Raw genomic sequence first — 25,596 nt, 5'->3', positions numbered from 1 at the left:
GCTGTCGTCCCGGCCTTCGCCGGACGACAGCGAGAGGAACTGCCTTCCCTCCAGCCCGTTAGCCTCTCGATACCTGCCACTGACCGCAGAGCATCGAGCCATGTCCGACGCCTACGATTATTTTCGCGAGCACGCGATCGCCGCCGTCCGCAAGGCGCGGGCGCTGCCGCCGGGGCGGCCGAAGCAGAAGCAGCGCACCGTGGCGCGTGTCTATCATCTCCTGTCCAGGGAGGCCGCGCTCGCGCCGAACATCCATCATCTGGATGATTTTCGCGCGGCGCGCCGGGCAGAGCGGCAGATCGGCCACTGATCTCCGGGCCCCGCTTGCCGGCATTCGTCCCATGCAAATTCGAACGGCTGCCATTCCACGGGAATAGAGCCCCGCGGCCCATCGCACAGGTTGACGTCTGCCCCGCCAGCCCGTTGGATGCGCCCGCAAACAGGGGCTTCTCATGACGTTTTCCAGCATCTTTGCGCAGTTCGTTGCGCTTCTCGGCGGCATCGCGCTGCAATGGCGGAAGCTGTCAGGCACCGTGCCTGCGCCGGCCTGGGGCCAGTCGCCCGCGATTCCCGAAGCAAAACCGCAAGGCGCCATTCCGACACTGAAGATGCCGACGGCGCGGGGCTGGAGCGAAGGACAGAAGCCGACGGTCGCACCCGGGCTCAAGGTCAATGCGTTCGCGACCGGCCTCGACCATCCGCGCTGGATCGAGGTGCTGCCCAATGGCGACGTGCTGATCGCGGAGGCGACGCAGATCGCGGGGGCGCCGCGGTCCGTGTTTCACTACGCAATGCAAGCGACGATGCGGCGCGCCGCCGCGCTCGGCGTCAGCGCCAACCGCATCACGCTGCTGCGCGACAAGGATGGCGACGGCGTCGCGGAGTATCGCGGCGCGTTCATGGAAAACCTCAGCCAGCCGTTCGGCATGGCGCTGGTCGGCGACACCTTCTATGTCGGCAACACCGACGGCGTGATGGCCTTCCCGTACGTGGCGAATGCCGATCGCATCACCGCGCCGGGCAAGCGCCTCACCACTTTCAAGCCGAGCGGCCACTGGACCCGCAGCCTGCTCGCAAGCCCCGACGGCAAGAAACTCTATGCCGGCGTCGGCTCGCTCAGCAACATCGGCGAGATGGGCATGGAGGTCGAGGAAGGCCGCGCCGCGGTCTACGAGCTCGACCTCGTCGCCGGTACGCACCGCATCTTCGCCGCCGGCCTGCGCAACCCGGTTGGTCTCGCCTGGGAGCCGACGACCGGTGTGCTCTGGACCGTCGTCAACGAGCGCGACGGCCTCGGCGACGAAACGCCGCCGGACTATCTGACCTCGGTGCGCGACGGCGGTTTCTACGGCTGGCCCTATTGCTACTGGGGCAAGACGGTGGATGACCGCGTGCCGCAGGATCCGGCGATGGTCGCCAAGGCACTCACGCCTGACTACGCGCTCGGCGGCCACACCGCCTCGCTCGGCCTGTGCTGGATGCCCGCGGGCACGCTGCCGGGCTTCCCCGACGGCATGGCGATCGGCCAGCACGGCTCGTGGAATCGCAGCACGCTGTCCGGCTACAAGCTGGTGTTCATCCCGTTCGAGAACGGAAAGCCTTCGGGTCCAGCACGCGACATCCTGTCCGGCTTCCTCGCGCCGGACGAGAAAGAATCCTACGGCCGTCCGGTCGGCGTCGTGATCGGTCCCGACAAGAAATCGCTGCTGATGGCCGACGACGTCGGCAACGTGATCTGGCGCGTGACGGGCGCTTGAAGGTTATGTTCCAACGCTAAGCGTGGTGCGCTGCTTGCGGAGCAGCGCGATCACCGACAGTGCCGTGATCAACCCGGTCTTGGGATTCTCGGAGGGGACGTTCTCGATTGACATCGAGAAGCGCGCGGAATCCGACTCGACCTCGATGCGATGAACATTGCGCGTCACGGTCGGGTCGGCCCAGATTTGCACCTGGGTGCGATCCGGCCCGACGCCCGCGAGCGACAGCGCGACCGCGACGTTGAGATTGGCCGGAAAGCCTTTCGCTGCCTCTCGCGCGGTCCCCTCGAACAGCTTGAGCGGCTCGCGCAGATTGTCGATATCGATGTTGTTCTGGACGATGAACGGCGCGCCCTTCAAGCCGTCGATCGGCTTGCGCGTCACCATCTTCACCGAGTGAATTGTGCCGATCGCGGCGGCGTTGACGGCGTCGAGCCCGATCAGCGCGCCGGTCGGCACGAGGATGCGGCCGCCATTGGCCCGGGCGAGATCGACGAGATCAAAATTGTCGAGCAGCCCACCGACGCTGACAACGACCGCGGCCCTGCCGCGTTTCACCGCGGGCTCGACGATCGCGCGGAGTTGGCTGCTCGGCGCGCACTCCACCACGATATCGGCGGCGTCGCCGAGCTGGTCGAGCGGCAGTAGGGATGGCGGACGACGCAGGCTGCCGAGCAATTTCTGATGCTTTGCAGGATCGCGCACCGCCACGGCGGAGAGCGTCAATCCCTCGATGCCCTGATCGAGCGCGGCGGCGATCTTGGTGCCGATCGAGCCGAGCCCCGCGACGGCAACCCGCAATTCGTTCGAAGCTGTCCGTTCAGCCATCGCATCACCCCTCTCGCCAAGTCGATGTCATAGCGCCTCAGGCGTCGCGCGCATAGCTGCGCAGGCGCGTCTCGAGCACGGAGAGCATTGCGTCGCGGGCGGGGTCGCGCGAGCCGCGCAGCCATGCGGCAGCGAGCGGCAGCCGGCCGACGGGCCCGATCTGCTTTGGCCGCAGCGGCACGAAGCGCACGCCTGACACCGCCATCCGCATGGTCCAGCGCGGCACGATCGCGACCCCGAGCCTGGTTGCGACGAGATTGATGATGGTCTGCTTCTCGTCGGCGACCTGCACGACGCGCGGCGTGAGGCCTGCCTGCTCGAATAGTCTTATCGTGAGGTCGTGGCTGTGCGGCCGCGAGCGACGATCCGGCACCAGCATCGCCTCCTCGGCGATCTCCGCCGGCGTGATCGACTTGCGTTTGGCCAGCGCGTGGCGCTGCGGGAAGGCCACGATGGCTGTTTCCTGCAGCAGATCGCGGAATTCGAGCCGCTTGTCCCGCTGAGCCGGTGGACGCACGAAGGCAAGATCGAGCGCGCCGGTCAGGATCTTTGGCAGCAGCCGGACGGTCTTCTCTTCCAGGAGCTGCACTGCGATATCGGGATGCTTTGCGCGAAAATCGCGCAGCAGCGCCGGTAACAGCCCCGCCGCGGCACTGTCGATGGCGCCGACCCGGAGTTTTCGAGCAGCCCCCGCGCGCGCGCGATTGCGCAGGTTGGTCTCGACCGCCTCGACGCGGGCGAGGATGGCACGGGCATCACGCAGCAGCGTCACGCCATCTTCCGTCAGCGACACCGCACGCGTCGTCCGCGCGAACAGCCGCGTGCCCAGATCCTGCTCCAGCAGCCTGATCTGGCGGCCGAGTGCGGAGGGCAGCATCTGGAGATGCTGCGCTGCGCGGCCGAAATGCAGCTGCTCGGCCGCCGCCACGAAGCATCGCAACTGATGCAATTCCATCTCGCTGTCCTCTGATCCCGTGACGGGATTATATCATTTTTTTGTATAAACCAGCGCCGATTGAGTCCCTGCCCCTCCCCGCCTAGGTTCGCTCGTGTCACGCAACCCCACCGACATCTGGACGGAGCCCTTCATGCGCACCCATTCGATTGCAGCGATCCCCGCGGACGGCATCGGCCCCGAGGTCATCTCCGCCGGCGTCCGCGTGCTGGAGGCGCTGGCCAACCGCAGCGGTGACCTCGCCTTCAACATCAAGACCTTCGACTGGGGTTCGGACTATTACAAGAAGCACGGCGTGATGATGCCGGCCGACGGTCTCGCGGAGCTCAAGAAATTCGACGCGATCTATTTCGGCGCGGTCGGTGCGCCCGACGTGCCCGATCACATCACGCTGTGGGGCCTGCGGCTGCCGATCTGCCAGGGCTTTGACCAATACGCCAATGTGCGGCCGACCAAGATCTTGCCGGGCGTCGCCTCGCCGCTGCGCAATGTCGGCGTCGGCGACCTCGACTGGGTGATCGTGCGCGAGAATTCCGAGGGCGAATATGCCGGCATGGGCGGCCGCGCCCACAGGGGTCTCCCCGAAGAGGTCGGCACCGAGGTCGCGGTGTTCACCCGCGTCGGCGTGACGCGGATCATGCGCTATGCATTCGAGCTGGCGCGGTCGCGCCCGCGCAAGTTCCTGACCGTGGTGACCAAGTCGAACGCGCAGCGCCATGGCATGGTGATGTGGGACGAGATCGCAGCCGAAGTCGCGGCCGAATTCCCCGATGTGACCTGGGACAAGATGCTGGTCGACGCCATGACGGTGCGCATGACGCTGCATCCGAAGAGCCTCGACACCATTGTCGCGACCAATTTGCACGCCGACGTCCTCTCCGACCTCGCCGGGGCGCTGGCGGGCAGCCTCGGCGTCGCGCCAACCGCCAATATCGACCCGCAGCGCCGCTTCCCCTCGATGTTCGAGCCGATCCACGGCTCGGCCTTCGACATCACCGGCAAGGGCATCGCCAATCCGGTCGCGACGTTCTGGACCGGCGCACAGATGCTGGAGCATCTGGGCGAGAAGGACGCGGCGGTGCGGTTGATGGCCGCGGTGGAGCGCGTCTGCGCGGCCGGCGTGCTGACGCCCGATGTCGGCGGCAAGGCGAGGACGAAGGACGTGACCGATGCCGTGATCGAAGCGATCCACGGATCGAACGTGTAATCCGAGCTACGTCAGCGGGAGGCGCCAGGGTTTCCGAAAAATTTTGAGCCCCCCTCTTGAAACCAAAACGGGCTTTTTTTATTTTTCCGCTGCCGCCGAGAGGTGGCGTTCCCGACGCCTGGTGGGTCGGGAAGCTGAGACGGGCACCGGTCGTGTCCGGTGTCGTTCGTATCCATTTTGCTCCTTGGAGGATCTGGCTATGCGCGCTTACGACTTCTCTCCCTTGTGGCGTTCGACCGTTGGTTTCGACCGCCTTTTCGACCTCGTTGAAACGGCACAGCGTGCCGGCGAGGACAACTATCCTCCCTACAACATCGAACGTCTCGGCGAGGATCGCTACCAGATTTCGCTTGCGATTGCGGGCTTCTCACCCAACGAGGTCGCGGTGACGGCCGAGCAGAACGCGGTGACCGTCGAGGGAAACAAGCCGGACAGAACTGAACGCGAGTATCTCTACCGGGGCATTTCCGCGCGGCCGTTCAAGCGGCAGTTTAACCTGGCCGAATATGTTCAGGTGCACAGCGCCTCGTTCGAAAACGGCCTGCTCAAGATCGAACTGGTCCGGGAAATCCCTGAAGCCATGAAGCCGCGGCGGATTGCGATCAATGCCGCGCCGTCCGGCAACGTGCATCAACTCGAGGGCAAAGCCGCCTGAATTCGGTCTGTCGGAGGCCCGGTGATCCCGCCCGATCGTCGGGCGGGATGGGCCATGGCCTTCGATCGCGTACCCGAATGCAAGTCAGAGGTTTTAGAGAAAGGAGGAGGACCTCTCATGCTCGATCATGCCGACAACATCATCGATCTGAACGCGATATTGCACCCTGGCTCCGTCTATGATCATCCCCGCGACGTCATAGCCGATCCAACTTTGTCGATCGGCGAGAAGCGCGCGATCCTAGCGTCCTGGGCTTCGGACGCAGCCAGTGTCGCCTCGAGCCCGACATTGCGGGAGCTGCCCGGCTCGGACAAAGCCGTCACCATCGACGAAATTCTGGAAGCGCTCGCGAGCCTCGACCACCATCCGAAGGGCCCTCCGGGCGGCAAGCCGGTCCGCACGCGATCCGTCGAACGAACCGGCCTCGCAGCCTAGGCAACGACAGCTCAACGGGGATTGCGATGATGCTTGATGAAGAGCTGGCCTTGTTGCGCGGCCACCGCAGCAACATCAGCCGCTATCAGCGGTTGCTCAAGACCGAGCTGACCGAGTTCGAACGGCGGTTCATCGAGAGACGTGTGTCCGAGGAGCGCTCGGCGATCGAGAAGCTCGCCGTCTCCGCCTTTCCGCTCACCTTTCAGGCTCCGAGCCGGGCGATGGGGAACGCCACCACGCGCCTGACGGCAAGCCGGCACGGGTGATCGACATGCCCGAACACCTCCCGACATTCGAAGTGTTCCTGAAGAAGTGCGGTCGAAGGACATGGCGATGGCGTGTCTGCACGACGGAAGGACGCCTGGTCATGCACGGCTTCGAAAATGGCCGACCCGCTGCCAAATATGCGGCTGACAGGGCCTTGTTTATGATGCTTCTCGCCGCGCCCTATCGCCCGGCGGGCCGGGCTTCCGCCACGGCTCGCTCCTCCTTGGCGACACCCGCATCAAGATGGCTGCCGCGGCACAAGATGCGTGAATGACAGGTGCCGCGAGGGATGGTGCCTGCATCAGCCCATCCCGACCATCTCCGTTGCTGACTGCTTACCGCCGTCCCGGCGGCGGGTTCGCCATAGCGGCTGTCGGCTCCGGCGGCGTCAGGTGGCGTGGAACGATGATGGACTGGCCGGGGGTGAGCGTCGCGTTCTCCGGCAGCGAGTTGCTCTGCGCCAGCGACCACAGCGGCACGCGATTGGCTGCCGCGATGCTCTCCATGGTGTCGCCGCGGCGCACCGGTAGCCGCACGCCACTGTCCCACAATTCGACGAGCGTATTCGCCGGCACGAGATAACGCAGCGGCACGGCATCCACCTGCGTCTGGGGCGGAATGCGCGGCAACTGCGTGACCATGTCGACGATCTGACGGTGGATGTCGTCGGACTTCTCGATGTTGATGTGGCTGACCCGCGCGTTCTCCTTCAGGTCATAGCTCGCATAGTGACCGCGATAGCCCGGCACCGCGACCACGTTGCCGCCGCCAAGCACGCTGTCGGAGAGATAGATGTTGATGAAGCGCTCGACATTGAGCGGCACGTCGCCGGTCGCATGCGCGGGATCGATGGTGATGACGAGGCTGATCGGGATGTTCTCCTTGGCCGCCATCTCGGAGATGACGATCGAGCAAAGCCCGCCCATCGAATGCCCCATCAGCACGATCGGCGCCGGCGCTTCCTTGTAGCTGGAGATCGCACGATCGCCGATCCATCGGCAGATGGTGAATTCATAGACGTTGGCCGAAAAGCCGGCCTGCGTCAGCTTCTCTTCGAGCCGGTCCATGCCGGTGGAGAAGAACGGCCCCATGGCGCCACGGAACAGGTAGATCTTCGGCGGCGGCAATGGCTCGAACGGTGGGGGCGGCGGCGCGGCGGGTGCGGCCGCGGCGGGCTTCGTCTTGGCAGGTGAGGCAGCGGTCGTCCCGGTGCTCAAGGCGAGCAGCGCAACGGCTGCCAGCGCGAGAAGTCGCCTCAAATCGATCATCAGTCCAGCAGTCCCACTCCGGGAGGCTGCAGCCTCCCCCAAAGGCGCTTAGTGACGGTCGATTGGGCGGAATTTGGGGCACGGAACCGGGGCTCGATCCGCGCTCATTCCAGCATCTCGCCCCCCAATCACTGCATGCTCTTGAGCCTGCTGCGGTGTGCGGCCTGTTTCGCGCGGTTGCCGCAGACCGCCATGATGCACCATCGTCGCGCGCGTCTGCGCGTGTGGTCAGCGAACAGCATGGTGCAGTTGTGCCCCTCGCACGCCTTGACGTTCGAAAAATCCTCGTCGCAAACGAACTTCGCCATGGCCTCGCCAACCGGCAGCAATAGCGCCTCCGGCGATCGCCAGCGCCGCCTCATTCGCAATGCCAGAGCGCCGCCATCGGCATGGCCCGGCTCGATCCGGCTGAACGCTTCGTCGCGCTCCAGCAGGCTGTTCAACGGATCGAGTTCGCGCAATGCATCCGTCGTGAGCGGTCGGCCTGCATGCTTGCGCACGAAGCCCCTGAACCATTCGCGCAAGGCGCGCGCCTGATCCGCAACCTTGTCCAGCTCGTCCGGCGTGGCGCGCGCCGTCAGCGCGTGCAGATCATCCGCGGGCACCAGCTTCGCCTGCGCCAGCCAGTCGATCAGGCCATGACCATCATCGATCCAGTCGACCGGCGTATCGAGCGGCGTCGCCACCGAGTTGAGGAAGTCGAGGCCGAGAGAGTCGGCGATGAACATGGCGGGCGGGCGGTCCATGAGCGGTCCTTGGCCGGTCGGGAGCATGGACTCAGATAACCTGATAGAACGGCGTTGACAAGTTACGGTAAGGAGACGTAACCTCTTAGTAGGCAATTTAGTGGTTACTAAGATGGAGAATGTCATGGCCGCAATCGCGTACCGCACCGCGGATGTCGAGGGCTTCAAGGTGTTCTATCGCGAGGCCGGTCGTGTCGGAGCGCCAAAACTCCTGCTGCTGCACGGCTTCCCCAGCGCAGGCCACATGTTTCGTGACCTCATTCCGCTGCTGGCGGACAGGTTTCATATCGTGGCGCCCGACCTTCCCGGCTTCGGCCAATCCGACATGCCTTCGCGCGAAAGCTTCCGTTACACGTTCGACAATTTCGCGCGCGTGATCGAACGCTTCACCGAAATGATCGGCTTCGACCGTTTCGCGGTCTACGTTTTCGATTACGGCGCGCCGACTGGTTTCCGGCTTGCGCTCAGTCACCCCGAGCGGATCACGGCAATCATCTCACAGAACGGCAACGCCTACGAGGAAGGGCTCAGCGACGACTGGACTCCGCTCAAGACCTATTGGCAGGATCCGTCGCCGGCCAATCGCGACGCGCTACGCGCGCTCCTCACGCCGGAAGCGACGCGCTGGCAGTACACGCATGGCGTCCCCGATCCGATGACCGTGTCACCGGACGGCCAGAACCTCGACAATTTCTACCTTGCGCGCCCGGGCTCGGACGACGTGCAGCTCGACCTGTTCGGCGACTACAAGAGCAACGTCGCGCTCTATCCGGCCTTCCAGGACTATTTCTGCAAGCACACGCCGCCGTTCCTCGCGGTCTGGGGCAAGAACGACCCATTCTTTATTCCGCCCGGCGCCGAAGCGTTCAAGCGCGATAATCCGAACGCCGTGGTGCAGTTCTTTGACACCGGTCATTTCGCGCTGGAGACGCACGCGAAGGAAATCGCGGACAGCATTTGTACCTTCCTGACGTAACGGGGGCTGTCCTCCGCGAAAGTTACGCCGCCAGGCTCTGCTGAGCGCGGAATGCGCTGATCGCCATATGGACGAGATGCAGCTTGCCTTTGACCGCCGGCGATATGTCGAAGGGATATGCATCGCTCATCCCGAGCGAGCGGTTGAGTTCGTTGATGCTGCGAGCAAGCGGCATCCACAGTGCCAGGAGTGCCTCGAAGTCGCTCTCGAGATAGGGATCCGTCAGGGTCTGCCGGGCGCGCTCGTCCAGCGCCAACGGCAAACCTGCGAGCGAGTCGAGCGTCGACACGATATGCAGGAAATGCGCGAACGTTTCCGCCCAATCCTCCCAGGGGTGGGACGTGGCGTACTCGCTGATGAAGCCGCTTCGGTCGTATGAACGATCGGCGCGGCTGTAATAGGAGTTGATCGCGGCCTGATAGTCCTGCGCCTGGTCACCGAAGATCAGCTTGAACGGGGCCTGGAATGTCGTGCCGTCGACGAGCAGGTCCCAATAGAAGTGACCGATCTCGTGCCGGAAATGCCCGAGCAGCGTGCGGTACGGCTCCCGGAACGCCACGCGGCGAGATTCTCGTTCGACATCGTCGGCCTCCGCAAGGTTGAGCGTGATCAGGCCCGAGAGATGCCCCGTCACGATCGGACCGACCTCGTCCGAAAGAATGTCGAAAGCCAATTCTGCGCCGTTGCGCGATGCGAGCGGAAGCTTGAGGCGACTGAGATCATAGAGAAGACGGCGCTTGGCTTCCTCCATAAGGCGCCAGAGCATGATGTTTCTGGTGCTGCCGAGGTTTGGAATTGTGCGCGTGAGGCGGCACGAGCCGCAATACCAGTCCGCGCCCTCGACACACCAGTTGCAGCCGATGATCTCGCGGTTACGGCAAGATTGATGGGATGCAAGCCTAGTCATCTCGATGCGCGAGGAGTCGAACGCCAGCTCAGTGCTGCAATTCGCGCACGCGATGTGCTCGAACGAGACAGGATGGCGGCATGACGGGCACTGAAAGATCTTCACGTGGACTGGCCCCAGACAGACGGCACACCGGAAGGCCGGCCTGTCAATTCGAGGAACTCTTGCACTTCGAGGAACTCTTGCGACCGTCGCTGTTGCCGGCGAGCAACGCACGCTGCGTCCGCAGCGCGTGCTGTCTTAACAAGCCGGCTCGCGTCGCGCTCAACTGGCTCGATTGAGGCTGCGGCTTTTTCTCAAGGACATTTTCGGAAACAGGCCGACCGGCCCACGTCCGCTCGGGCTGAACCGCCATGGGGCCGACGTTTCGTCCGCTTGTCATGCTGTAACAACACCAGATCGTACGCCGAGTTCCCTTCCTCGACCGGCGGGTGATCGAGCTTGGCTTGTGCAGATACGACAATGCCGCCGTCGGCGTGACGGCGGCATTGTCAATTCACCTGCTTGCGGCGAACGGCTTAATTCCGGGGAGCCGTTGCCGCCGCCGAGCGCGCCGACCTGGGCGCGCCGGGTTCGGCAACCGGAGCCGGTGCGCGCGATCGCATGATTGCGGCGTCGATCTCGGCAATCACGCGGCGCTGGATCGCTTCGTTCTTGTCGATCGAGATGTGGCCGACGCCGGAGCCGCGGACGTCGACATTGTCGAGCTTGCCGCGAAAACCGTCCGCGCGCTTCACCGGCTCGCCGGGGCCGTCGCCGATATAGATGTTGATGTAGCGCTCCGCGCCGGTCGACAGCTTGGTCTTGAACACGGAGTCGAGCCCGATCGCGAGTTTCACGGGCACGCCGAGACGGTTGAGCTTGGCGATCATGTCTGGCAGCGCAGTCGCGCCGGAGGAGTGCCCGACCAGTACGATGGTCTTGAGCCGGCCGGCCTTGTAGGCGGTCGCGGCCTCATCCGCGAGCGAGGACCAGGACACGAAATTCGCCACGGTCACCGGGATGCCCTGCGCCTGGAGCCGGGCGCCGATCGTGTCGAGCCCGAGCGAGAAGATGTTGAGCACGCCGCGGAGCAGGTAGACATGCGTGGTCGCGACGGCAGCCTGGCTTGGCGCCGCCGTGGCGGTGGTCGGGCTGATGGCAACAGCTGACAGCAGGAGCAGGCCCATCGCCCAGGCACGGAGGGCGGACAACTGGCTGACGCCAGCGGTGTGACGGCCGTTCGGTCTCATCGATCTTTTCCCTGGGAATATGCTTCGGCCGGAATCGTAGCCATGGCCTGCTCGCAGACGCAACAAAGAGCCGCGTGAACGACGATCTTAGCATCAAGCCGTGACCATCGCGCAACACTTGCCCGAAACCTGCCACGGAAGGAGCTGTTTCGAGGCCATTTTTCTCCCGCTAATTGCAGCCGCGCAAGGGCCTTCCTATGTCAGGGCTCCGCTGACCCGCCCCTCCCGGTAGGTTCCAGCCTCCCCTCCCCAGCCTTAGCCCCTCAGACTTGCGGCCATCATGTCCTCCATCATTTCCGTCGCCAATTTGTCGAAGACCTATGGGTCCGGCTTCAAGGCGCTCAAGAACGTCAATCTTGACATCACGCGCGGCGAAATCTTCGCCTTGCTCGGCCCCAACGGCGCCGGCAAGACCACGCTGATCTCGATCATCTGCGGCATTGCCAATCCGAGCGAAGGCAAGGTCCTCGTCGGCGGCGAGAACATCCAGACCTCCTATCGCAAGGCGCGCTCGCTGATCGGGCTGGTGCCGCAGGAATTGCACACCGATGCCTTCGAGAGCGTGTGGGCGACCGTGAGCTTCTCCCGCGGGCTGTTCGGCAAGCCGAAGAACCCCGATCATATCGAGAAGGTGCTGAAAGACCTCTCGCTGTGGGACAAGAAGGACAGCAAGATCATCACGCTCTCCGGCGGCATGAAGCGTCGCGTGATGATCGCCAAAGCGCTGTCGCACGAGCCGCAGATCCTGTTCCTGGACGAGCCGACCGCCGGGGTCGACGTCGAACTGCGCAAGGGCATGTGGGAGGTGGTGCGCACGCTCCAGCAATCCGGCGTCACCATCATCCTGACCACGCATTACATCGAGGAAGCCGAGGAGATGGCCGACCGCATCGGCGTCATCAACAAGGGCGAGATCGTGCTGATCGAGGACAAGGCCACCTTGATGCAGAAGCTCGGCAAGAAGCGGCTGACGCTGCATCTGCAAGGCAAGCTCGATGCGCTGCCGGAGAGCCTCAGGCATTACGAGCTCGACCTCTGCGACGGCGGCGCGACGCTGGTCTACGACTACGACACCAAGGGCGAGCGCACCGGCATCACCAGCCTGCTCGGCGATCTCCGTACAGCCGGCATCCGCTTCAACGATCTCGACACGACGCAATCGTCGCTCGAGGACATCTTCGTCGATCTCGTGAGGGCGTCATGAACTACCGCGCTGTCCGCGCCATCTACCTGTTCGAAATGGCGCGCACCTGGCGCACGCTGCTGCAAAGCATCGTCTCGCCGGTGGTCTCGACCTCGCTGTATTTCGTGGTGTTCGGCGCCGCGATCGGCTCGCGCATCAGCCAGGTCGAGGGCGTCAGCTACGGCACCTTCATCGTGCCGGGCCTGATCATGCTCTCGGTGCTGACGCAGAGCATCGCCAACGCCTCGTTCGGCATCTACTTCCCGAAATTCACCGGCACGATCTACGAGATCCTGTCGGCGCCGATCTCCTATTTCGAGATCGTGCTCGGCTATGTCGGCGCGGCCGCGACCAAATCGATCATCCTCGGCCTGATCATCCTCGCCACGGCTGGCCTGTTCGTGCCGCTGCACATCCATCATCCGGTCTGGATGCTGGCCTTCCTTGTGCTGACGGCGGTGACGTTCAGCCTGTTCGGCTTCATCATCGGCATCTGGGCCGACGGATTCGAAAAGCTGCAGATGATCCCGATGCTGGTGGTGACGCCGTTGACCTTCCTCGGCGGCAGCTTCTATTCCATCGACATGCTGCCGCCCGCCTGGCGCACGGTGGCGCTGCTCAATCCGGTCGTCTATCTGATCTCCGGCTTCCGCTGGAGCTTCTACGAGATCGCGGACGTCAGCATGGCCGTCAGCATCGGCATGACAACGGCGTTCCTGGTGATCTGCCTGGTCGTGATCTGGTGGATTTTCCGCACGGGATATCGGTTGAAGAACTGATCCGGCCGTCATTCCGGGGGGCACGCGCGCGCCCCGGAATCGCAAGCTCTACCGATAGCAGTGGAAGCGGTTGTATCCGTCGTAATAGCCGCGACACCGACGGTGGCCGCGATGGGGAATGCCGAACACCCCCTCGACCGCGCCGACGGCACCGCCGACACCGGCGCCGACCGCGCCCCCAACCACGCCGCCGACGGGGCCGGCGATCCGGTTGCCTTCGTAAGAACCTTCCTGGGCGCCCCGAACGATGCCTTGGGCATGGCCAGGCTGGGGGACGCAGGACAGCGCGGCCAGAACGGCGGCGCCAGCGAAGAGCACACGGAAAGGCAGACCAGCCGGCCGAGAAGCGGCGGCGACGCAGACTTTGTTCATCTTCATTCCCAAAGGTAAAACCGGCCGCGGAAGCGGCCGGTCGAGGCAGCGATCGTCAACGCCGATGCGGCCAAATGGTTGCGCCCCGGATGGTTGCACCATTGTGATGAATTGTCGGCGTTGTGAACGCATCTCCCGCTCGCGAAAATGTCAGCGCTGCCGCTCGCTTTGCGGCACAAAGCGGCCTTGCTTACGCCGGGCGTCCCGTTAACGATGGCAATAAGGTTTGCTTTGCAGGCCGCTGGAACGAAAGCGCGATTGCAGGCATAATGCACGCCGGGGGACGGAGAGCCGCGGCGCCTAGTATGAACAGGCCGGAGGCCACGAGTCAGATGCGTTCGTTTTTTATTGCTTTCACCTCCCTGATGCTTTTGAGCGCGGGCGCCGCGCAGGCCAAGGTCGACATCACCGTCGACAAGGACAATCAGCAGATGACCGTCGCCGTCGACGGCGTCGCGCGCTACCACTGGCCGGTGTCGACAGGCATCCCCTCGCGGGAGACGCCGAACGGCGCGTTCCGCGCCTTCCGCATGGAAGAGGATCACTATTCCAAGGAATTCGACGACGCGCCGATGCCGCACGCGATCTTCTTCACCAAGGTCGGGCACGCCATCCACGGCACCGACTCGGTCGGCCGGCTCGGCACGCCCGCCTCGCATGGCTGCGTGCGGCTGTCGCGCCAGAATGCCACCACGCTCTACGCGCTGGTGCAGCAGCAGGGCGTGCTCAACACCACGGTAACGCTGACCGGCTCGGCGCAGGTGGCGCTCGCCCGCAATCCGCGTGGCCGCAATCCCACGGCAGTGGCCCGCGCGCCGCAGCCCGCCGAAGAGCAGTACGCCACATCAGGCGATCCCGTGAACCTGACGCCTCAGGCCGCACCTGCCCGCCGCTACATGCCGCAAGACGACAACTACATCTATCCGGCCGACGGCAGCGACACCGGCGCGCGCTACCCCGCGCCGCGCGGCAGCCGCCCGCTCTATGACGCACAGGTCTATCAGCCGCAGCCGCAGCAATACTACAATCAGGGCTACGGCCAGCAGGGCACCTACTATCAGCCGCAGCCCCGGCAGGTTTACCAACCGCGTGGCTATTACTACCAGAACTGACCTATCTGGACGCGGCGTTGCCGCGCCAGCGAATCAGAAAGCCGCTGCCGCGACGGGCGCTTGCCGCAATCGACCGCAGGAAATAACGCCAGCCTTGTGCACGGATTGGGCACCGGCCGACGCAAGGAAGCAACAGTCCACAACCTTCAACGCAGCGGCGTTCCGACCAAATTGACAACCAGGGGGTCGCCCCTATTGTCGTTCCCATTGTTTCTGGGACATGACATGACACGCGAGCAGATTTCGGATTTCTGCGTTACCACCCTGGCAAATATCCTGCGAATTTCGAGCGACCGCGTCGATATCGGCACGAAATTCAGCCGCCTCGGCCTCGATTCGGCGATGCTGGTCTACCTGATGATGGAACTCGAGGAGAAGCTCGACCTCGAGCTGTCGACGGACGACTTCTACGACCATCCGACCGTTGAGGCGTTGTCGCGGTTTCTCGCCGACAAGCGCGCAATCCGCCCCGCCGCCTGAGGGCGGTTGAAGTCGGCGCAACCCATGGAAACCTTCCGCTCGCTCGTGGCATTGCTGGCCCGGCGTGCGGCGGAGCAGGCCGACGACCGCGCCTATGTCTTCGTCTCCGATCGCGGGACGGAGGACGCTGTCCTCAGCTTTCGACAGCTGCACGATGCCGCGGGCGCGCTCGCGTCGCGACTGACCGTGGCCGCGCGTCCCGGCGATCGCGCCATCCTGGTGTTTCCGCCCGGCATCGAATTCATGGTGGCGTTCTTCGGCTGTCTGATGGCCGGCATCATCGCCGTGCCGATGATGATGCCGCGGCGAAACGGAGCGCGCGATGCCAGCGCCGCGATCCTCGCCAATTGCACGCCGGCGGTGGCGCTGACCAATTCGGCCGTCGCGCTCCGCGGTGATTTGCGGGCACGCTTCGCGCATGAGCACATTCGCTGGATCGAGGTCGATCTCGCCGCGGCCGAAGGTGAGACAATCGAACTACCCGAGCCGGCGCCGGACGACATCGCCTTCCTGCAATACACCTCCGGCTCGACGTCCGCGCCCAAAGGCGTAATGGTGAGCCACGCCAATCTGCTCGCCAATCTCGAGATGATCCGGCTCGCGCTCGGCAACAGCCGGCAATCGACTTACGTCAATTGGGTGCCGCTCTATCACGACATGGGGCTGATCCTGAACGCGCTGCAAGCGCTCTATGTCGGCGCGACCTGCGTACTGATGGCGCCGAACGCGTTCATGCAGCGGCCGCTCGGCTGGCTGCGCGCGATCGCGCGTTATCGCGCGGAAGTGGCATGCAGCCCGAACTTCGGCTTCGATTTCTGCGTCAGCCGCTATCGCGCCGACCAGATGGAAGGCATCGAGCTGTCCTCGCTCAGGATCGCACTGAACGGCGCAGAACCGGTGCATGCGGAAACCATCGAGCGGTTCATCCAGACATTTGCGCCCCACGGCTTCGATCCGCGCGCAATGTATCCCGCCTACGGAATGGCGGAAGCGACGCTCCTGATTTCCGGCGGACGCCGTGGCGGCGGTCATGTCACACGCAGCGTGAGCCGCACGGCGCTGCAGGCGCATGCGGCGCAGGCGCCTTCCGACGCCGAAGATACACAGGTCGCCGTCGGCTGCGGGCGCCCGCTCACCGGCGAACGGATCGCCATCGTGGACGCGGACAACCGCACGCGGCTGCCCGCGGACCGCGTCGGTGAGATATGGGTGAGTGGGGCCAATATTGCCCGCGCCTATTGGCGCAACGACGAGGCGACGCGCGAGGGGCTCAATGCGCAGATTGCCGGCGAAGACGGAGCGTGGCTGCGCACCGGCGACCTCGGCTTCATCGACGTCACAGGCGAATTGTTCGTCACGGGACGGATCAAGGACCTCATCATCATCCGTGGCATCAACCATTATCCGCAGGACGTGGAGCGCACGGTGCAATCGCTCAATGGAGCTTTGCGCGAAAACTGCGGCGCGGCGTTCTCGGTGCCGGACGAGACCGGCGAAGAAATGCTCGTCATCGTCCAGGAAATCGAGCGCACCGCGCGCCACTCGATCGACACCGAAGCGATCAAGGGCCGAATTCGCGAGGCCGTCGCCGACAACCACGAACTCTCCGCGCGTCACATCGCGCTGATCCGGCCCGGCACGCTGCCGAAGACCACCAGCGGCAAGATCCAGCGCAAGCTGGCACGCAAGCTCTGGCTCGATGGCGGGTTCGAACAGCTCGGCTGAGACGATTCAGAAATCGATCTTCGCGCTCTCCCCATCGCGCAGGCTCGCATCGATCCCCTGCTCGATCTTGCGCGCGAGAATTGGGCGATAATGGATGAAGTCGGCAAAATTGGCGCGGTCGCGCGTGAGATCGTTGTCGACGCGATAGCTGATGAAATTGCTGCGCGGTCGGCCCGCGACCACTTTCTTCAGCGCGGCATCGCAGGCGCTGCGCTCCAAGGCGGCTTCCGTACCGGGCTTCGGCACGGTGGTCGCCAAGGTCGGCGGCACGATGATGACGACGGGCACATCGGCCGGCAATGCCCTGACGATATCTGCCAGCGCAGCGATCTCGGGAAATGTCGCCCGCATCTCGGCAGACGAGGCCGGCGCCGGATCCCTGGGCCAGCCGACTTCTTTGAATTGGCCCGGCGGCCAGATGTCCTCGTAGCTGACAAAGCCGTCGGGGTTCATCCTTGGTCGCCGGCCAAGGCCGATGCTGATGCGTTGAAAGGCGTGCTCGATGGCCTGCCAGGAGATCAGGCGTGCAGCGTAAGTGACGACGGTTCTGTCATAGAGCCAGTCGGGGAATGGGACGCCGCCCTCCTCCTTCGCCCGTGCATGCGTGCACCAGCCAGGGTCAGTCACGATCACCAGTGCGCCGACCTCCCGGTGATTCCGCAGGAAGAAGTCCAGCACCGCGAGTTCCTGGCGGGGGAACGCACCGGTCATGTAGAGCTGCACGAATCGCAGGCCGGTTGCGCGCGACAATTCCGCCGGCTCGATCATCTGCGCCGTCGAATTACCCAGGATCGCGGCATTGAAATCCGGATCCCGCGCGCGGCTCGCGGCCGTGATTTTGGTCAGACGATTATCGACGCCGTCGATGCCAAGCAGGCCGAGCTTGCCGCTGTCATAGGGATCGACCGCCACCATCAGTGCGAGCACCAGCAGCGCAGCCCCGATCAGCGTGCCCAGACACGCCAGCAAGCTCCGGCCCCAGCCGGGATCGGTCTCAGAACTTGAAGTAGACGAACTCATGGAGATCCCGACCACCCATGTGAAGCAGCAATGCGAATAGCCCAAGACCGAGCAGACCCGCGAGCCACGGATTGGGACGGCGCGTGAGCACCGCCACGATGTCCTGGCTCGCCGGCAGCAGGAAGGCGAACAGCGGCGCTGCGATTAGCGGCCACAAATGCTTTCCGCGCTCGAGCGGGAGCCGCGAAGCCAGTCCGGCGAAGACATGCCAGGCCGCCTCCACCGATCCTGCACGAAAGATCACGCCGGTCGCGAGCACGAACAGCACGGTAAGCGCCCAGCCGAGCCATGACGGGAACTCCGGGCCATAGCGACGCCACAGCGTGCAGGCGACCAGCGCAAGCCCGTGCAGCACGCCCCACAGCACGAAGGTCCAGCTCGCGCCGTGCCAGAGGCCACACAGCGCCATCGTGATCATCATCGCGCCGAAAAACTGCACCGGCAGCCAGCGCCGCGGCAGCAGGCGCAGATTGACCAGCGGATAAAACACGTAATCGCGCAGGAACAGCATCAGGGTGATGTGCCAGCGCTGCCAGAAATCCTGGATGTTGGTCGAGCGCAGCGGCGCATCGAAATTGTACGGCAGCTGCACGCCGAACAGCAGGCCGAGGCCGATCGCGACGTCGGAATAGCCGGAGAAATCGAACAGGATCTGGAAGGAGAAGCAGAAGGCGAGCCAGGCGTCACCGCCCGCGAGCGGCCCGTTCGCGGCCTGCGCGTAGATGGGATCGAGCAGATGCGCGAGGCCGTCGGCGATCACGATTTTCTCGAACAGGCCGATCGCGATGAAGCAGGTGGCGATGCAGAACTGACGCTGCCAGCCCGGAACGTAGACCTGCCTGCCGAACTGATGCATCACCTCCGACCAGCGCGCCAGGGGGCCGGCGATCGCCTGCGGGAAGAAGGCGATGTAGAGCGCATAGCGGTCGAACGCATAGAGCGGCGCCCTGCCGCGCTTCAGGTCGACCAGATACATGATGTGATGGAAGGTGAAGAAGGAGATGCCGAGCGGCAGCCCGACGTCGAGCACCGGCAGCGTCGTACCGAGCACGAGACCCAGATTAGCGAGAACGAAGTTGGCGTATTTGAACAGGGCCAGCACCGCGAGATCGAGCCCGATCACCAGCGTCAGCAGCGCCGGCCATTTCACGCGCCCATAGGCAACCGAGGCGAGCCAGTTGATCGCGATCGAGCCGATCAGGAGCAGGATGAAGGACGGGCTGCCCCAGGCATAGAAGGCGAGCGACAGCGCGACCTGCACGCCGATACGCAAGCCCGGATAGGGATCGGCCAAGCGATAGATCAGCAGCGCCGCGGGCAGGAAGACCAGGAGAAAGGGATAGTCGTTGAACAGCATCGGTTCACAGCCGCGCCATCGCCGGCGTGAGCCGGCGGATGATGCTCAGCCCGTTTCGAGGTCGGGCGCAGCGTCACCCGGCTGCCGCAGCATGCGTCGCGCAATCTTCTCCTCGCTCGGCACCTTGACGTCCCAGGCCAGTCCCAGCGCTTCCAGCGCCCGGATGAAGACAAAGCCCGGATCGAACTCGAACCAGCGCAAGCCGAAGGCCGCGGAATAGGGAAAGGCGTGGTGGTTGTTGTGCCAGCCCTCGCCCCAGGCAAGCCAGGCCACCACGCCGAGATTGCGGCTGTTGTCGTCGCGGGTGACGAACGGCTGCGCGCCAAAGCTGTGCATGACGGAGTTGATGGCCGACATGGTCTGCTCGACCACGAACATGCGCACCACGCCGCCCCAGAGCAAGCCGGTCAGTGCGCCCCACGGGCTCATGGTGGCGAGGCCGCCGATCGCGGCCGGCAGCACCAGGCCGAGACCGACCCAACTGTAATAGTAGCTGTTGACGGCAACCAGCCTGCGATCCGCCATCAGGTCCGGGACATAGTGCGCAACATTGGGATAATCGTGCGCGATCATCCAGGTCAAATGCGCGTGCAGGAAGCCGCGCAGGCGGCCGAATGCGCCCTCGCCGTGCAGCCGCGGCGAATGCAGATCGCCGTCGTGATCGGACAATTCGTGGTGCCGGCGGTGCATTGCCGCCCAGGACAGCATGGGGCCGCGGCCGGCCATCGATCCCATCACGACCAGGATCGCACTCATCGCCGTGGAGGTCGCGAAGGCGCGGTGGGTGAAGAGCCGGTGATAGCCGACGGTAAGGCCGAGGCCGGTGACCAGCCAGAAGCCGACGGACAGGCCAAGCTCCATCGCGCCGATCGGGCGGTAGAACAGAAGGACCAGCGCCAGCAGCGTGCCGACGAAGGGCAAAACGTCGAAGATCATGAAATGCCGGCGCTGCATCCGGCGAAAATGCCGGCTGCGGATAATTCGATGATCGCGTTGCTGCTGCACGGGCGGGATTCCAGGGCACCGACTATGAGTACATACCCCCGCGGCGGGCGCAACCCAAGCCACCGCCCAAGGTTTCAACAGCCAGGAAAGCCTATACAATAGGACGGACGCGCCAAACGCGTTGAAATATCGCCCCTTTCCCCTTGCCCCATGAGCCACCATGCCGTCACGTGCTGCGACGATCTTGACCGTACTGTCACTTCTCATTGCGGGACCGGCCATGGGATTCGATTCGGCATTTGATTCGGCTTTCGACCTCGAGGCCCATCGCGGCGGGCGGGCACTGCTGCCGGAAAACACGCTTCCGGCCTTCGCCAACGCGCTGTCGATCGGCGTGGACACGCTGGAGCTCGATGTCGGCATCACCGCCGACGGCGAAGTCGTCGTCTCGCATGAGCGCGGGCTCAATCCTGATATCACGCGGGATGCGAGCGGCGCCTACGTCACGCCTCCCGGCACGCCCTTCGTGAAACTGCGGCTCGCCGACGTCAGGACCTATGACGTCGGCCAGATCCGGCCAGACAGCCCTTACGCGAAGCAATTCCCCGACCAGCGCGCCATGCCCGGGACCCGTATTCCGACCTTGAGCGAGCTGTTCGCGCTGGTGCGCAAATCCGGCAATACGCGCGTGCGCTTCAACATCGAGACCAAGATCGATCCGAACCATCCGGACGAGACGCTCGATCCGCAATCTTTCGTCACCAAACTGCTCGGCGTGATCGAAGCCGAGAAATTCTCCGACCGCGTCATGATCCAGTCGTTCGACTGGCGGACCCTGCTGCTCGTCCAGCAGCGGGCACCAAAGATGCCGACGGTGTACCTGACGCTCCAGCGCGGCTCGGGCCAGACGGTGGCGCTGGACAAGGCGACCAATTGGACGGCGGGCTTCAGCCCGGCCGATCACGGCGGGTCGCTGCCGCGGACCATCAAGGCGGCGGGCGGCGCGGTCTGGTCACCCTATTTCGGCGATGTGACCGCGGCACTGATCGCCGAGGCCCATGCGCTCGGGCTGCATGTCGTGGTCTGGACGGTCAACAAACCCGAAGACATGGCGCGCATGATCGAGATCGGCGTCGACGGGATCATCTCCGACAGGCCCGATTTGTTGCGGCAGGTCGCTGGCGAGAAGGCAATCGCGTTGCCCGCGGGGACGCCGGTGGAGCCGTAGAAGCGGGCCCTACTCCCCGTCCCGCAAGCGCCGGTACAGCGCGCCCAAAATGTTGGAGTAATCGTCGGTCCAGACCCGCACCCGGTCGTCGGCTTCGGTCTGCTCCCATGTTTTCGACGATGCGAGCCTGCCGACGTCGGCATCCTCGCGGGCGGAGATGACGACGTCGGTCGAGAAGATGTAGTCACCATCGCGCCCGGAATCCTCGTTGTAGACCCAGCTCTTGAGATCGTTGGCATCGGCGATACCGACCACGACCGTCTCGAGATCGAGGTGGCGGTTGGAGACGTGCATCACCACGGCGCCGTGCGGAGCGAGCTTGTCCTTGTAGATCTTCATCGCCTCTTCGGTCGCAAGATGGATCGGGATCGCATCCGACGAATAGGCATCGACGATGATGAGATCATAGGCACCGTCCGGCTCCTTCGCGAAGGTGAGGCGGGCATCGCCGATCACCGGCTTCAGGCCCGGCATGCAGCTCGAGATGTAGCGGAAATTCTTCGGATCGCTTGCCGCGTCGACCATGGACTGATCGATCTCGAAGAATGTCCAGCTCTCGCCGGGCTCGGCGGCGCAGGCGAGCGTGCCCGATCCGACGCCGATCGCCGCGACCTTCAGCGGCGCGCCCTTGCGCTCGCGCATCGCGGTCACGGCCTGACCGATGCCGCCGTCCTTGTGATAGTAGGTGATCGGCTCCGGCCGGCCGGTGACCGGCGTGCCGTCATTGTTGAGGAAGCGCTCGGCGCCGTGAATCGTGGTGCCGTGCATCAGCACGTGGAAATAGCCGCCGGGCGTCACCACGATCTTGTGCACGCCGAAGAAGCTGCGCACCGTGGTGACGCGGCCTTCGTCCGCCGGATAAACCCGGATCAACGCCAGCGCGAGCGCGACGGTGGCGAATATCTTCCAGCGGCCGGCGTTGACCGCCAGCGCCAGCAGCGCGGCGAGCACGCCGACGCCGCCGGCCATCCAGACCCGGTGATCCTCGAACCAGGTCGATAGCCCGCCCGTCGTGGTGGACGGCACAACGAGCACGACGGCGAGCGCGGCAAGCGCCAGCCAGTACCATTTGACGATGCCCGCCAGCCGCTCGTTCGCGGGCGGCCGGCACAGCGCGGCAAGCGCAACCAGGATCGGATATTCGGCGATCCAGGAGAATGTGAACGGCGCAAGGAGCCCTGCGAACAGGCCGCCGACCATGCCGCCGAACGATAGCGCGACATAGAATCCGGTGAGATATTTGGCGGCCGGCCGGGTTCGCGCCAATTCGCCGTGGCAGGCCATCGCGATGACGAAGAAGCACAATTGATGACCGCCGAGCGTCAGCAGCAGGTTCTGTTCGCCGCCGAACGCCAGCAGGAAGACGACGCCCGCGATCGCGACCGGCTGGAGCATCAGCATCCATTTGTGCGGCAGTAACGGCCGCGACTGGAACACCACCACCCAGGTCAGGAGATACAGCGACAGCGGCAGCACCCACAGCAGCGGCGCTGCCGCAACATCGGTCGAGATGTGCGCGGTGACGGCGATGAGCAGGCCGGACGGCACTCCGGCGAGGAATATCCAGCGCAGCCGCGTCATGAGACCGGGCGCCGGCGCATTCAAATCCTCGGTTCGCGCATCGACCATGGCCAGTTTCGGCGAGCGCAACAGCAGCACGCCGCAGGCGGCGATCAGGACGATCAGAATGCCGTAACCGCCGGTCCAGAGCCGGTTCTGCGTGTGCAGCGTGAACATCGGCTCCAGCAGGAACGGATAGGACAGCAGGGCGAGGAAGCTGCCGATGTTGGAGGACGCATAGAGGAAATAGGGATCGTGTCCGGCAGGATGCCCGGTGCGGACGAACCAGGCCTGCAGCAACGGATTGTTGGCGGCAAGCGCGAAGAACGGCAGCCCGATCGAGATCACGAACAGACCGAGCAGCCAGATCGCGTAGCCCGAAGCGGGCGGATCGCCATAGGCCGAGGCGATGCCGAGCGGCAACGTGACGAACGCCGTGATCAGCAGCAGGAGATGCACCACCACCGGAACGATGCGGTTCCTCACCTGCATCAACAAATGCGCATAGGCGTAGCCCGCCAGCAGCAGCGACTGGAAGAACACCATCGCCACCGACCACACCGCCGGCGAGCCGCCGAGCCGCGGCAGGACCATTTTCGTGAACAGCGGCTGCACCGAGAACAGCAACAGCGCGCTGACGAAGATCGCGGCGGTGTAGACCGTCAGCAGCAGCCGGTTGCGTGACGAGGACGGCTGCTCCGTGGCGGCGGGTTGCACGATCGAATCCATGGAAGCTCCAGCCCCGGCGGGCGCCGGGCGCGCGCAATGGAGCACAAGGCGCCTGAACGGGCAATAAAGGGTCTCGTGATGTTGCAGCGGGGAATGCTTGATATACAGATGTCCCGAGCCCGGTCGTTCAGACCATCCCGGAATGGGCGTGGAACAGCTGACCCCTTCATGATCGAAACCGACGTCATCATCATCGGCGCTGGCCATAACGGCCTCACCTGCGCGGCCTATCTCGCGATGGCCGGCTTGCGCGTGCGCGTGGTCGAGCGCCGCAAGGTGGTCGGCGGGGCCGCGGTCACGGAGGAATTTCATCCCGGCTTCCGCAATTCGGTCGCGGCCTACACCGTGAGCCTGCTCAATCCGCTGGTGATCCGTGACTTGAAGCTGGCCGAACAGGGCCTGCGCATCGTCGAACGGCGCGCGCAGAATTTTCTGCCCGCCCCCGACGGCAGCTATCTTCTCACCGGCGAGGGGCGGACGCAGGCGTCCGTCGCCCGGCTGAGCCCGCATGACGCAAATGCACTCGACGGGTTTTCGCGCGAACTGGAAGATATCGCCGACGTGCTTCGGCAATTCGTGCTGCGCGCGCCGCCAAACCTGCTCGATGGTTTCGGCACGGCCTCGATCCGCGAAGCCGTGAACGCATTCCAGAGCGCCAACATCCTGCGCGGGCTGTCGCTGGAGCAGAGCCGCAGCCTGCTCGATCTCTTCACCCGCTCGGCCGGCGAGATGCTGGACGAACGTTTCGAGCATGATCTGGTCAAGGCGCTGTTCGGCTTCGATGCCATCGTCGGCAATTATGCCAGCCCCTACGCCGCGGGCTCGGCCTATGTGATGCTGCATCACGCCTTCGGCGAGGTGAACGGCAAGAAGGGCGTCTGGGGTCACGCCATCGGCGGCATGGGTGCGATCACGCAGGCCATGGCGCGCGCCGCACGCGACCGCGGCGTTGTGATCGACACCGATGCAGGCGTGCGCGAGGTCATCGTCGAGCGCGATCGCGCGGTCGGCGTGGCGCTGGAGAACGGTACGACCATCCGCGCGAAATATGTCGCAGCCAACGTCAATCCGAAACTGCTCTACACGCGGCTGGTCGCCGCCGATGCGCTTCCCCAAGACTTCCTCGCCCGCATCCGGCACTGGAAGAACGGCTCCGGCACCTTCCGCATGAACGTGGCGCTGGACCGCCTGCCCTCCTTCACGGCGCTGCCGGGCGACGGCGATCATCTCACCTCCGGCATTATCCTGGCCCCTGATCTCGGCTACATGGACCGCGCCTTTTTCGATGCCCGCGCGCACGGCTGGAGCCGGGAGCCGGTCGTGGAAATGCTGATCCCCTCGACGCTCGACGACACGCTCGCGCCCGCAGGACACCACGTCGCAAGCCTGTTCTGCCAGCACGTCGCGCCGGAGCTTCCCGATGGGAAGTCGTGGGACGACCATCGCGACGAGGTTGCCGACCTCATGATCGCGACGGTGGACAAATACGCGCCGGGTTTTGCGACAAGCGTGCTCGGCCGCCAGATCCTGTCACCGCTCGACCTCGAACGGCAGTTCGGCCTGCTCGGCGGCGACATCTTCCACGGCGCGCTGACGCTGAACCAGCTGTTTTCGGCGCGGCCGATGCTGGGCCACGCCGATTATCGCGGGCCCGTGAAGGGCCTCTATCATTGCGGCTCCGGCGCCCACCCCGGCGGCGGCGTCACCGGCGCGCCTGGCCACAACGCCGCCCAGGCAATCCTGAGGGATCACCGGTCGTTGTTCGGAAGCCGTGGATAAGCCTGTGGATGGGCTGTGGACAGACTGTTGGCAAAGCTGTGAAAGGGCGGTGGGTTATGCCCCTTCAAAGCCTGCTACAAATCGGTGGAAAATC

Annotated in this window: 25 protein-coding genes; 14 read left to right on the top strand and 11 right to left on the bottom strand. The window is 64.6% G+C overall.

The window, feature by feature from the left end:
• Positions 1–100 precede the first annotated feature (100 nt).
• Positions 101–310, top strand: a complete 210-nt coding sequence (locus IVB13_RS06115; RefSeq protein WP_018454280.1) for a hypothetical protein — start codon at positions 101–103, stop codon at positions 308–310.
• Positions 311–452: 142 nt separating this feature from the next.
• A complete protein-coding gene (locus tag IVB13_RS06110; RefSeq protein WP_018454279.1) occupies positions 453–1,757 on the top strand; it encodes a sorbosone dehydrogenase family protein in 1,305 nt (434 codons plus the stop codon).
• Between the two features lie 3 nt (positions 1,758–1,760).
• On the opposite strand, the gene IVB13_RS06105 is transcribed toward IVB13_RS06110, so the two are convergent.
• On the bottom strand, positions 1,761–2,585 hold the full coding sequence (locus tag IVB13_RS06105) for an aspartate dehydrogenase (protein WP_247294827.1): 825 nt from the start codon (positions 2,583–2,585) through the stop codon (positions 1,761–1,763).
• Positions 2,586–2,622: 37 nt separating this feature from the next.
• The gene (locus IVB13_RS06100) at positions 2,623–3,540 is read right to left on the bottom strand and encodes a LysR family transcriptional regulator (protein WP_018454277.1); all 918 of its coding nucleotides are present in this window, start codon (positions 3,538–3,540) and stop codon (positions 2,623–2,625) included.
• A 133-nt stretch (positions 3,541–3,673) separates the two neighbouring features.
• Between IVB13_RS06100 and IVB13_RS06095 the strand changes: the two genes are divergently transcribed.
• The 4 genes from IVB13_RS06095 (at position 3,674) to IVB13_RS06080 (ending at position 6,103) form a co-directional block, all read left to right on the top strand.
• The gene (locus IVB13_RS06095; protein ID WP_247294829.1) at positions 3,674–4,747 is read left to right on the top strand and encodes a tartrate dehydrogenase; all 1,074 of its coding nucleotides are present in this window, start codon (positions 3,674–3,676) and stop codon (positions 4,745–4,747) included.
• 199 nt (positions 4,748–4,946) lie between these two features.
• Positions 4,947–5,402 carry an Hsp20 family protein gene (locus tag IVB13_RS06090; protein WP_247295145.1) on the top strand — a complete coding sequence of 152 codons (456 nt, stop codon included), beginning with the start codon at positions 4,947–4,949 and terminating at the stop codon, positions 5,400–5,402.
• 117 nt (positions 5,403–5,519) lie between these two features.
• Positions 5,520–5,837, top strand: coding sequence for a hypothetical protein (locus IVB13_RS06085; protein ID WP_018454274.1), 318 nt, complete (start codon positions 5,520–5,522; stop codon positions 5,835–5,837).
• Positions 5,838–5,863: 26 nt separating this feature from the next.
• The gene (locus tag IVB13_RS06080; RefSeq protein ID WP_018454273.1) at positions 5,864–6,103 is read left to right on the top strand and encodes a hypothetical protein; all 240 of its coding nucleotides are present in this window, start codon (positions 5,864–5,866) and stop codon (positions 6,101–6,103) included.
• 336 nt (positions 6,104–6,439) lie between these two features.
• Here IVB13_RS06080 and IVB13_RS06075 read toward each other — a convergent pair whose 3' ends face one another.
• Both IVB13_RS06075 and IVB13_RS06070 read right to left on the bottom strand, forming a co-directional pair.
• Entirely contained in the window at positions 6,440–7,372 is a 933-nt protein-coding gene (locus IVB13_RS06075; RefSeq protein WP_247294832.1) for a LysM peptidoglycan-binding domain-containing protein, read from the bottom strand.
• 128 nt (positions 7,373–7,500) lie between these two features.
• Positions 7,501–8,118, bottom strand: coding sequence for an ABATE domain-containing protein (locus tag IVB13_RS06070; protein ID WP_247295147.1), 618 nt, complete (start codon positions 8,116–8,118; stop codon positions 7,501–7,503).
• Positions 8,119–8,242: 124 nt separating this feature from the next.
• Here IVB13_RS06070 and IVB13_RS06065 point away from each other — a divergent pair, with 124 nt between their 5' ends.
• Positions 8,243–9,094, top strand: a complete 852-nt coding sequence (locus IVB13_RS06065; RefSeq protein ID WP_247488038.1) for an alpha/beta hydrolase — start codon at positions 8,243–8,245, stop codon at positions 9,092–9,094.
• Positions 9,095–9,116: 22 nt separating this feature from the next.
• On the opposite strand, the gene IVB13_RS06060 is transcribed toward IVB13_RS06065, so the two are convergent.
• Positions 9,117–10,106: a putative zinc-binding metallopeptidase gene (locus IVB13_RS06060; RefSeq protein WP_204512061.1), complete on the bottom strand. Its 990-nt coding sequence runs from the start codon at positions 10,104–10,106 to the stop codon at positions 9,117–9,119.
• A gap of 413 nt (positions 10,107–10,519) precedes the next feature.
• Complete coding sequence (locus tag IVB13_RS06055; RefSeq protein ID WP_247361207.1) at positions 10,520–11,233, bottom strand: hypothetical protein; 714 nt, start codon at positions 11,231–11,233, stop codon at positions 10,520–10,522.
• 280 nt (positions 11,234–11,513) lie between these two features.
• On the opposite strand from IVB13_RS06055, the gene IVB13_RS06050 reads away from it, so the two are divergent.
• Both IVB13_RS06050 and IVB13_RS06045 read left to right on the top strand, forming a co-directional pair.
• Positions 11,514–12,437 (top strand): ABC transporter ATP-binding protein, encoded by a 924-nt coding sequence (locus IVB13_RS06050; RefSeq protein ID WP_018454267.1) that lies wholly within the window; start codon positions 11,514–11,516, stop codon positions 12,435–12,437.
• Entirely contained in the window at positions 12,434–13,195 is a 762-nt protein-coding gene (locus tag IVB13_RS06045) for an ABC transporter permease (protein ID WP_018454266.1), read from the top strand. Before IVB13_RS06050 ends, IVB13_RS06045 begins: the two co-directional genes overlap by 4 nt.
• Positions 13,196–13,243: 48 nt before the next feature.
• Here the strand turns inward: IVB13_RS06045 and IVB13_RS06040 are convergent, their stop codons facing one another.
• Positions 13,244–13,567, bottom strand: coding sequence for a hypothetical protein (locus IVB13_RS06040; RefSeq protein WP_085349135.1), 324 nt, complete (start codon positions 13,565–13,567; stop codon positions 13,244–13,246).
• A 305-nt stretch (positions 13,568–13,872) separates the two neighbouring features.
• Between IVB13_RS06040 and IVB13_RS06035 the strand changes: the two genes are divergently transcribed.
• From IVB13_RS06035 to IVB13_RS06025, 3 genes are read left to right on the top strand one after another with little or no spacing between them, the layout of a single operon-like run.
• Positions 13,873–14,679, top strand: coding sequence for a L,D-transpeptidase (locus tag IVB13_RS06035; protein ID WP_085349071.1), 807 nt, complete (start codon positions 13,873–13,875; stop codon positions 14,677–14,679).
• A 60-nt stretch (positions 14,680–14,739) separates the two neighbouring features.
• The gene (locus tag IVB13_RS06030; RefSeq protein ID WP_247488036.1) at positions 14,740–15,159 is read left to right on the top strand and encodes an acyl carrier protein; all 420 of its coding nucleotides are present in this window, start codon (positions 14,740–14,742) and stop codon (positions 15,157–15,159) included.
• A 24-nt stretch (positions 15,160–15,183) separates the two neighbouring features.
• Positions 15,184–16,884 carry a fatty acyl-AMP ligase gene (locus IVB13_RS06025; RefSeq protein ID WP_247337760.1) on the top strand — a complete coding sequence of 567 codons (1,701 nt, stop codon included), beginning with the start codon at positions 15,184–15,186 and terminating at the stop codon, positions 16,882–16,884.
• A gap of 6 nt (positions 16,885–16,890) precedes the next feature.
• Here the strand turns inward: IVB13_RS06025 and IVB13_RS06020 are convergent, their stop codons facing one another.
• Genes IVB13_RS06020 through IVB13_RS06010 form a run of 3 tightly spaced genes read right to left on the bottom strand, consistent with a single transcriptional unit; the run spans position 16,891 to position 20,266 of the window.
• Positions 16,891–17,853 carry a hypothetical protein gene (locus IVB13_RS06020; protein ID WP_018454260.1) on the bottom strand — a complete coding sequence of 321 codons (963 nt, stop codon included), beginning with the start codon at positions 17,851–17,853 and terminating at the stop codon, positions 16,891–16,893.
• 25 nt (positions 17,854–17,878) lie between these two features.
• Positions 17,879–19,261: an MBOAT family O-acyltransferase gene (locus IVB13_RS06015; RefSeq protein ID WP_247294845.1), complete on the bottom strand. Its 1,383-nt coding sequence runs from the start codon at positions 19,259–19,261 to the stop codon at positions 17,879–17,881.
• A 45-nt stretch (positions 19,262–19,306) separates the two neighbouring features.
• Complete coding sequence (locus IVB13_RS06010) at positions 19,307–20,266, bottom strand: fatty acid desaturase (protein WP_247294847.1); 960 nt, start codon at positions 20,264–20,266, stop codon at positions 19,307–19,309.
• 220 nt (positions 20,267–20,486) lie between these two features.
• Here IVB13_RS06010 and IVB13_RS06005 point away from each other — a divergent pair, with 220 nt between their 5' ends.
• Entirely contained in the window at positions 20,487–21,434 is a 948-nt protein-coding gene (locus tag IVB13_RS06005) for a glycerophosphodiester phosphodiesterase (protein WP_247294849.1), read from the top strand.
• 9 nt (positions 21,435–21,443) lie between these two features.
• Here IVB13_RS06005 and IVB13_RS06000 read toward each other — a convergent pair whose 3' ends face one another.
• On the bottom strand, positions 21,444–23,723 hold the full coding sequence (locus IVB13_RS06000; RefSeq protein WP_018454256.1) for a fused MFS/spermidine synthase: 2,280 nt from the start codon (positions 23,721–23,723) through the stop codon (positions 21,444–21,446).
• A gap of 168 nt (positions 23,724–23,891) precedes the next feature.
• On the opposite strand from IVB13_RS06000, the gene IVB13_RS05995 reads away from it, so the two are divergent.
• Complete coding sequence (locus IVB13_RS05995; protein ID WP_085385411.1) at positions 23,892–25,502, top strand: NAD(P)/FAD-dependent oxidoreductase; 1,611 nt, start codon at positions 23,892–23,894, stop codon at positions 25,500–25,502.
• The last annotated feature ends 94 nt before the right edge of the window (positions 25,503–25,596 follow it).

The organism is Bradyrhizobium sp. 17 (assembly GCF_023073515.1).
Lineage (GTDB): Bacteria > Pseudomonadota > Alphaproteobacteria > Rhizobiales > Xanthobacteraceae > Bradyrhizobium > Bradyrhizobium canariense_D.
The sequence above is the reverse complement of the archived record's forward strand: the minus strand, read 5'-3'. Positions and strand labels throughout refer to the sequence as shown.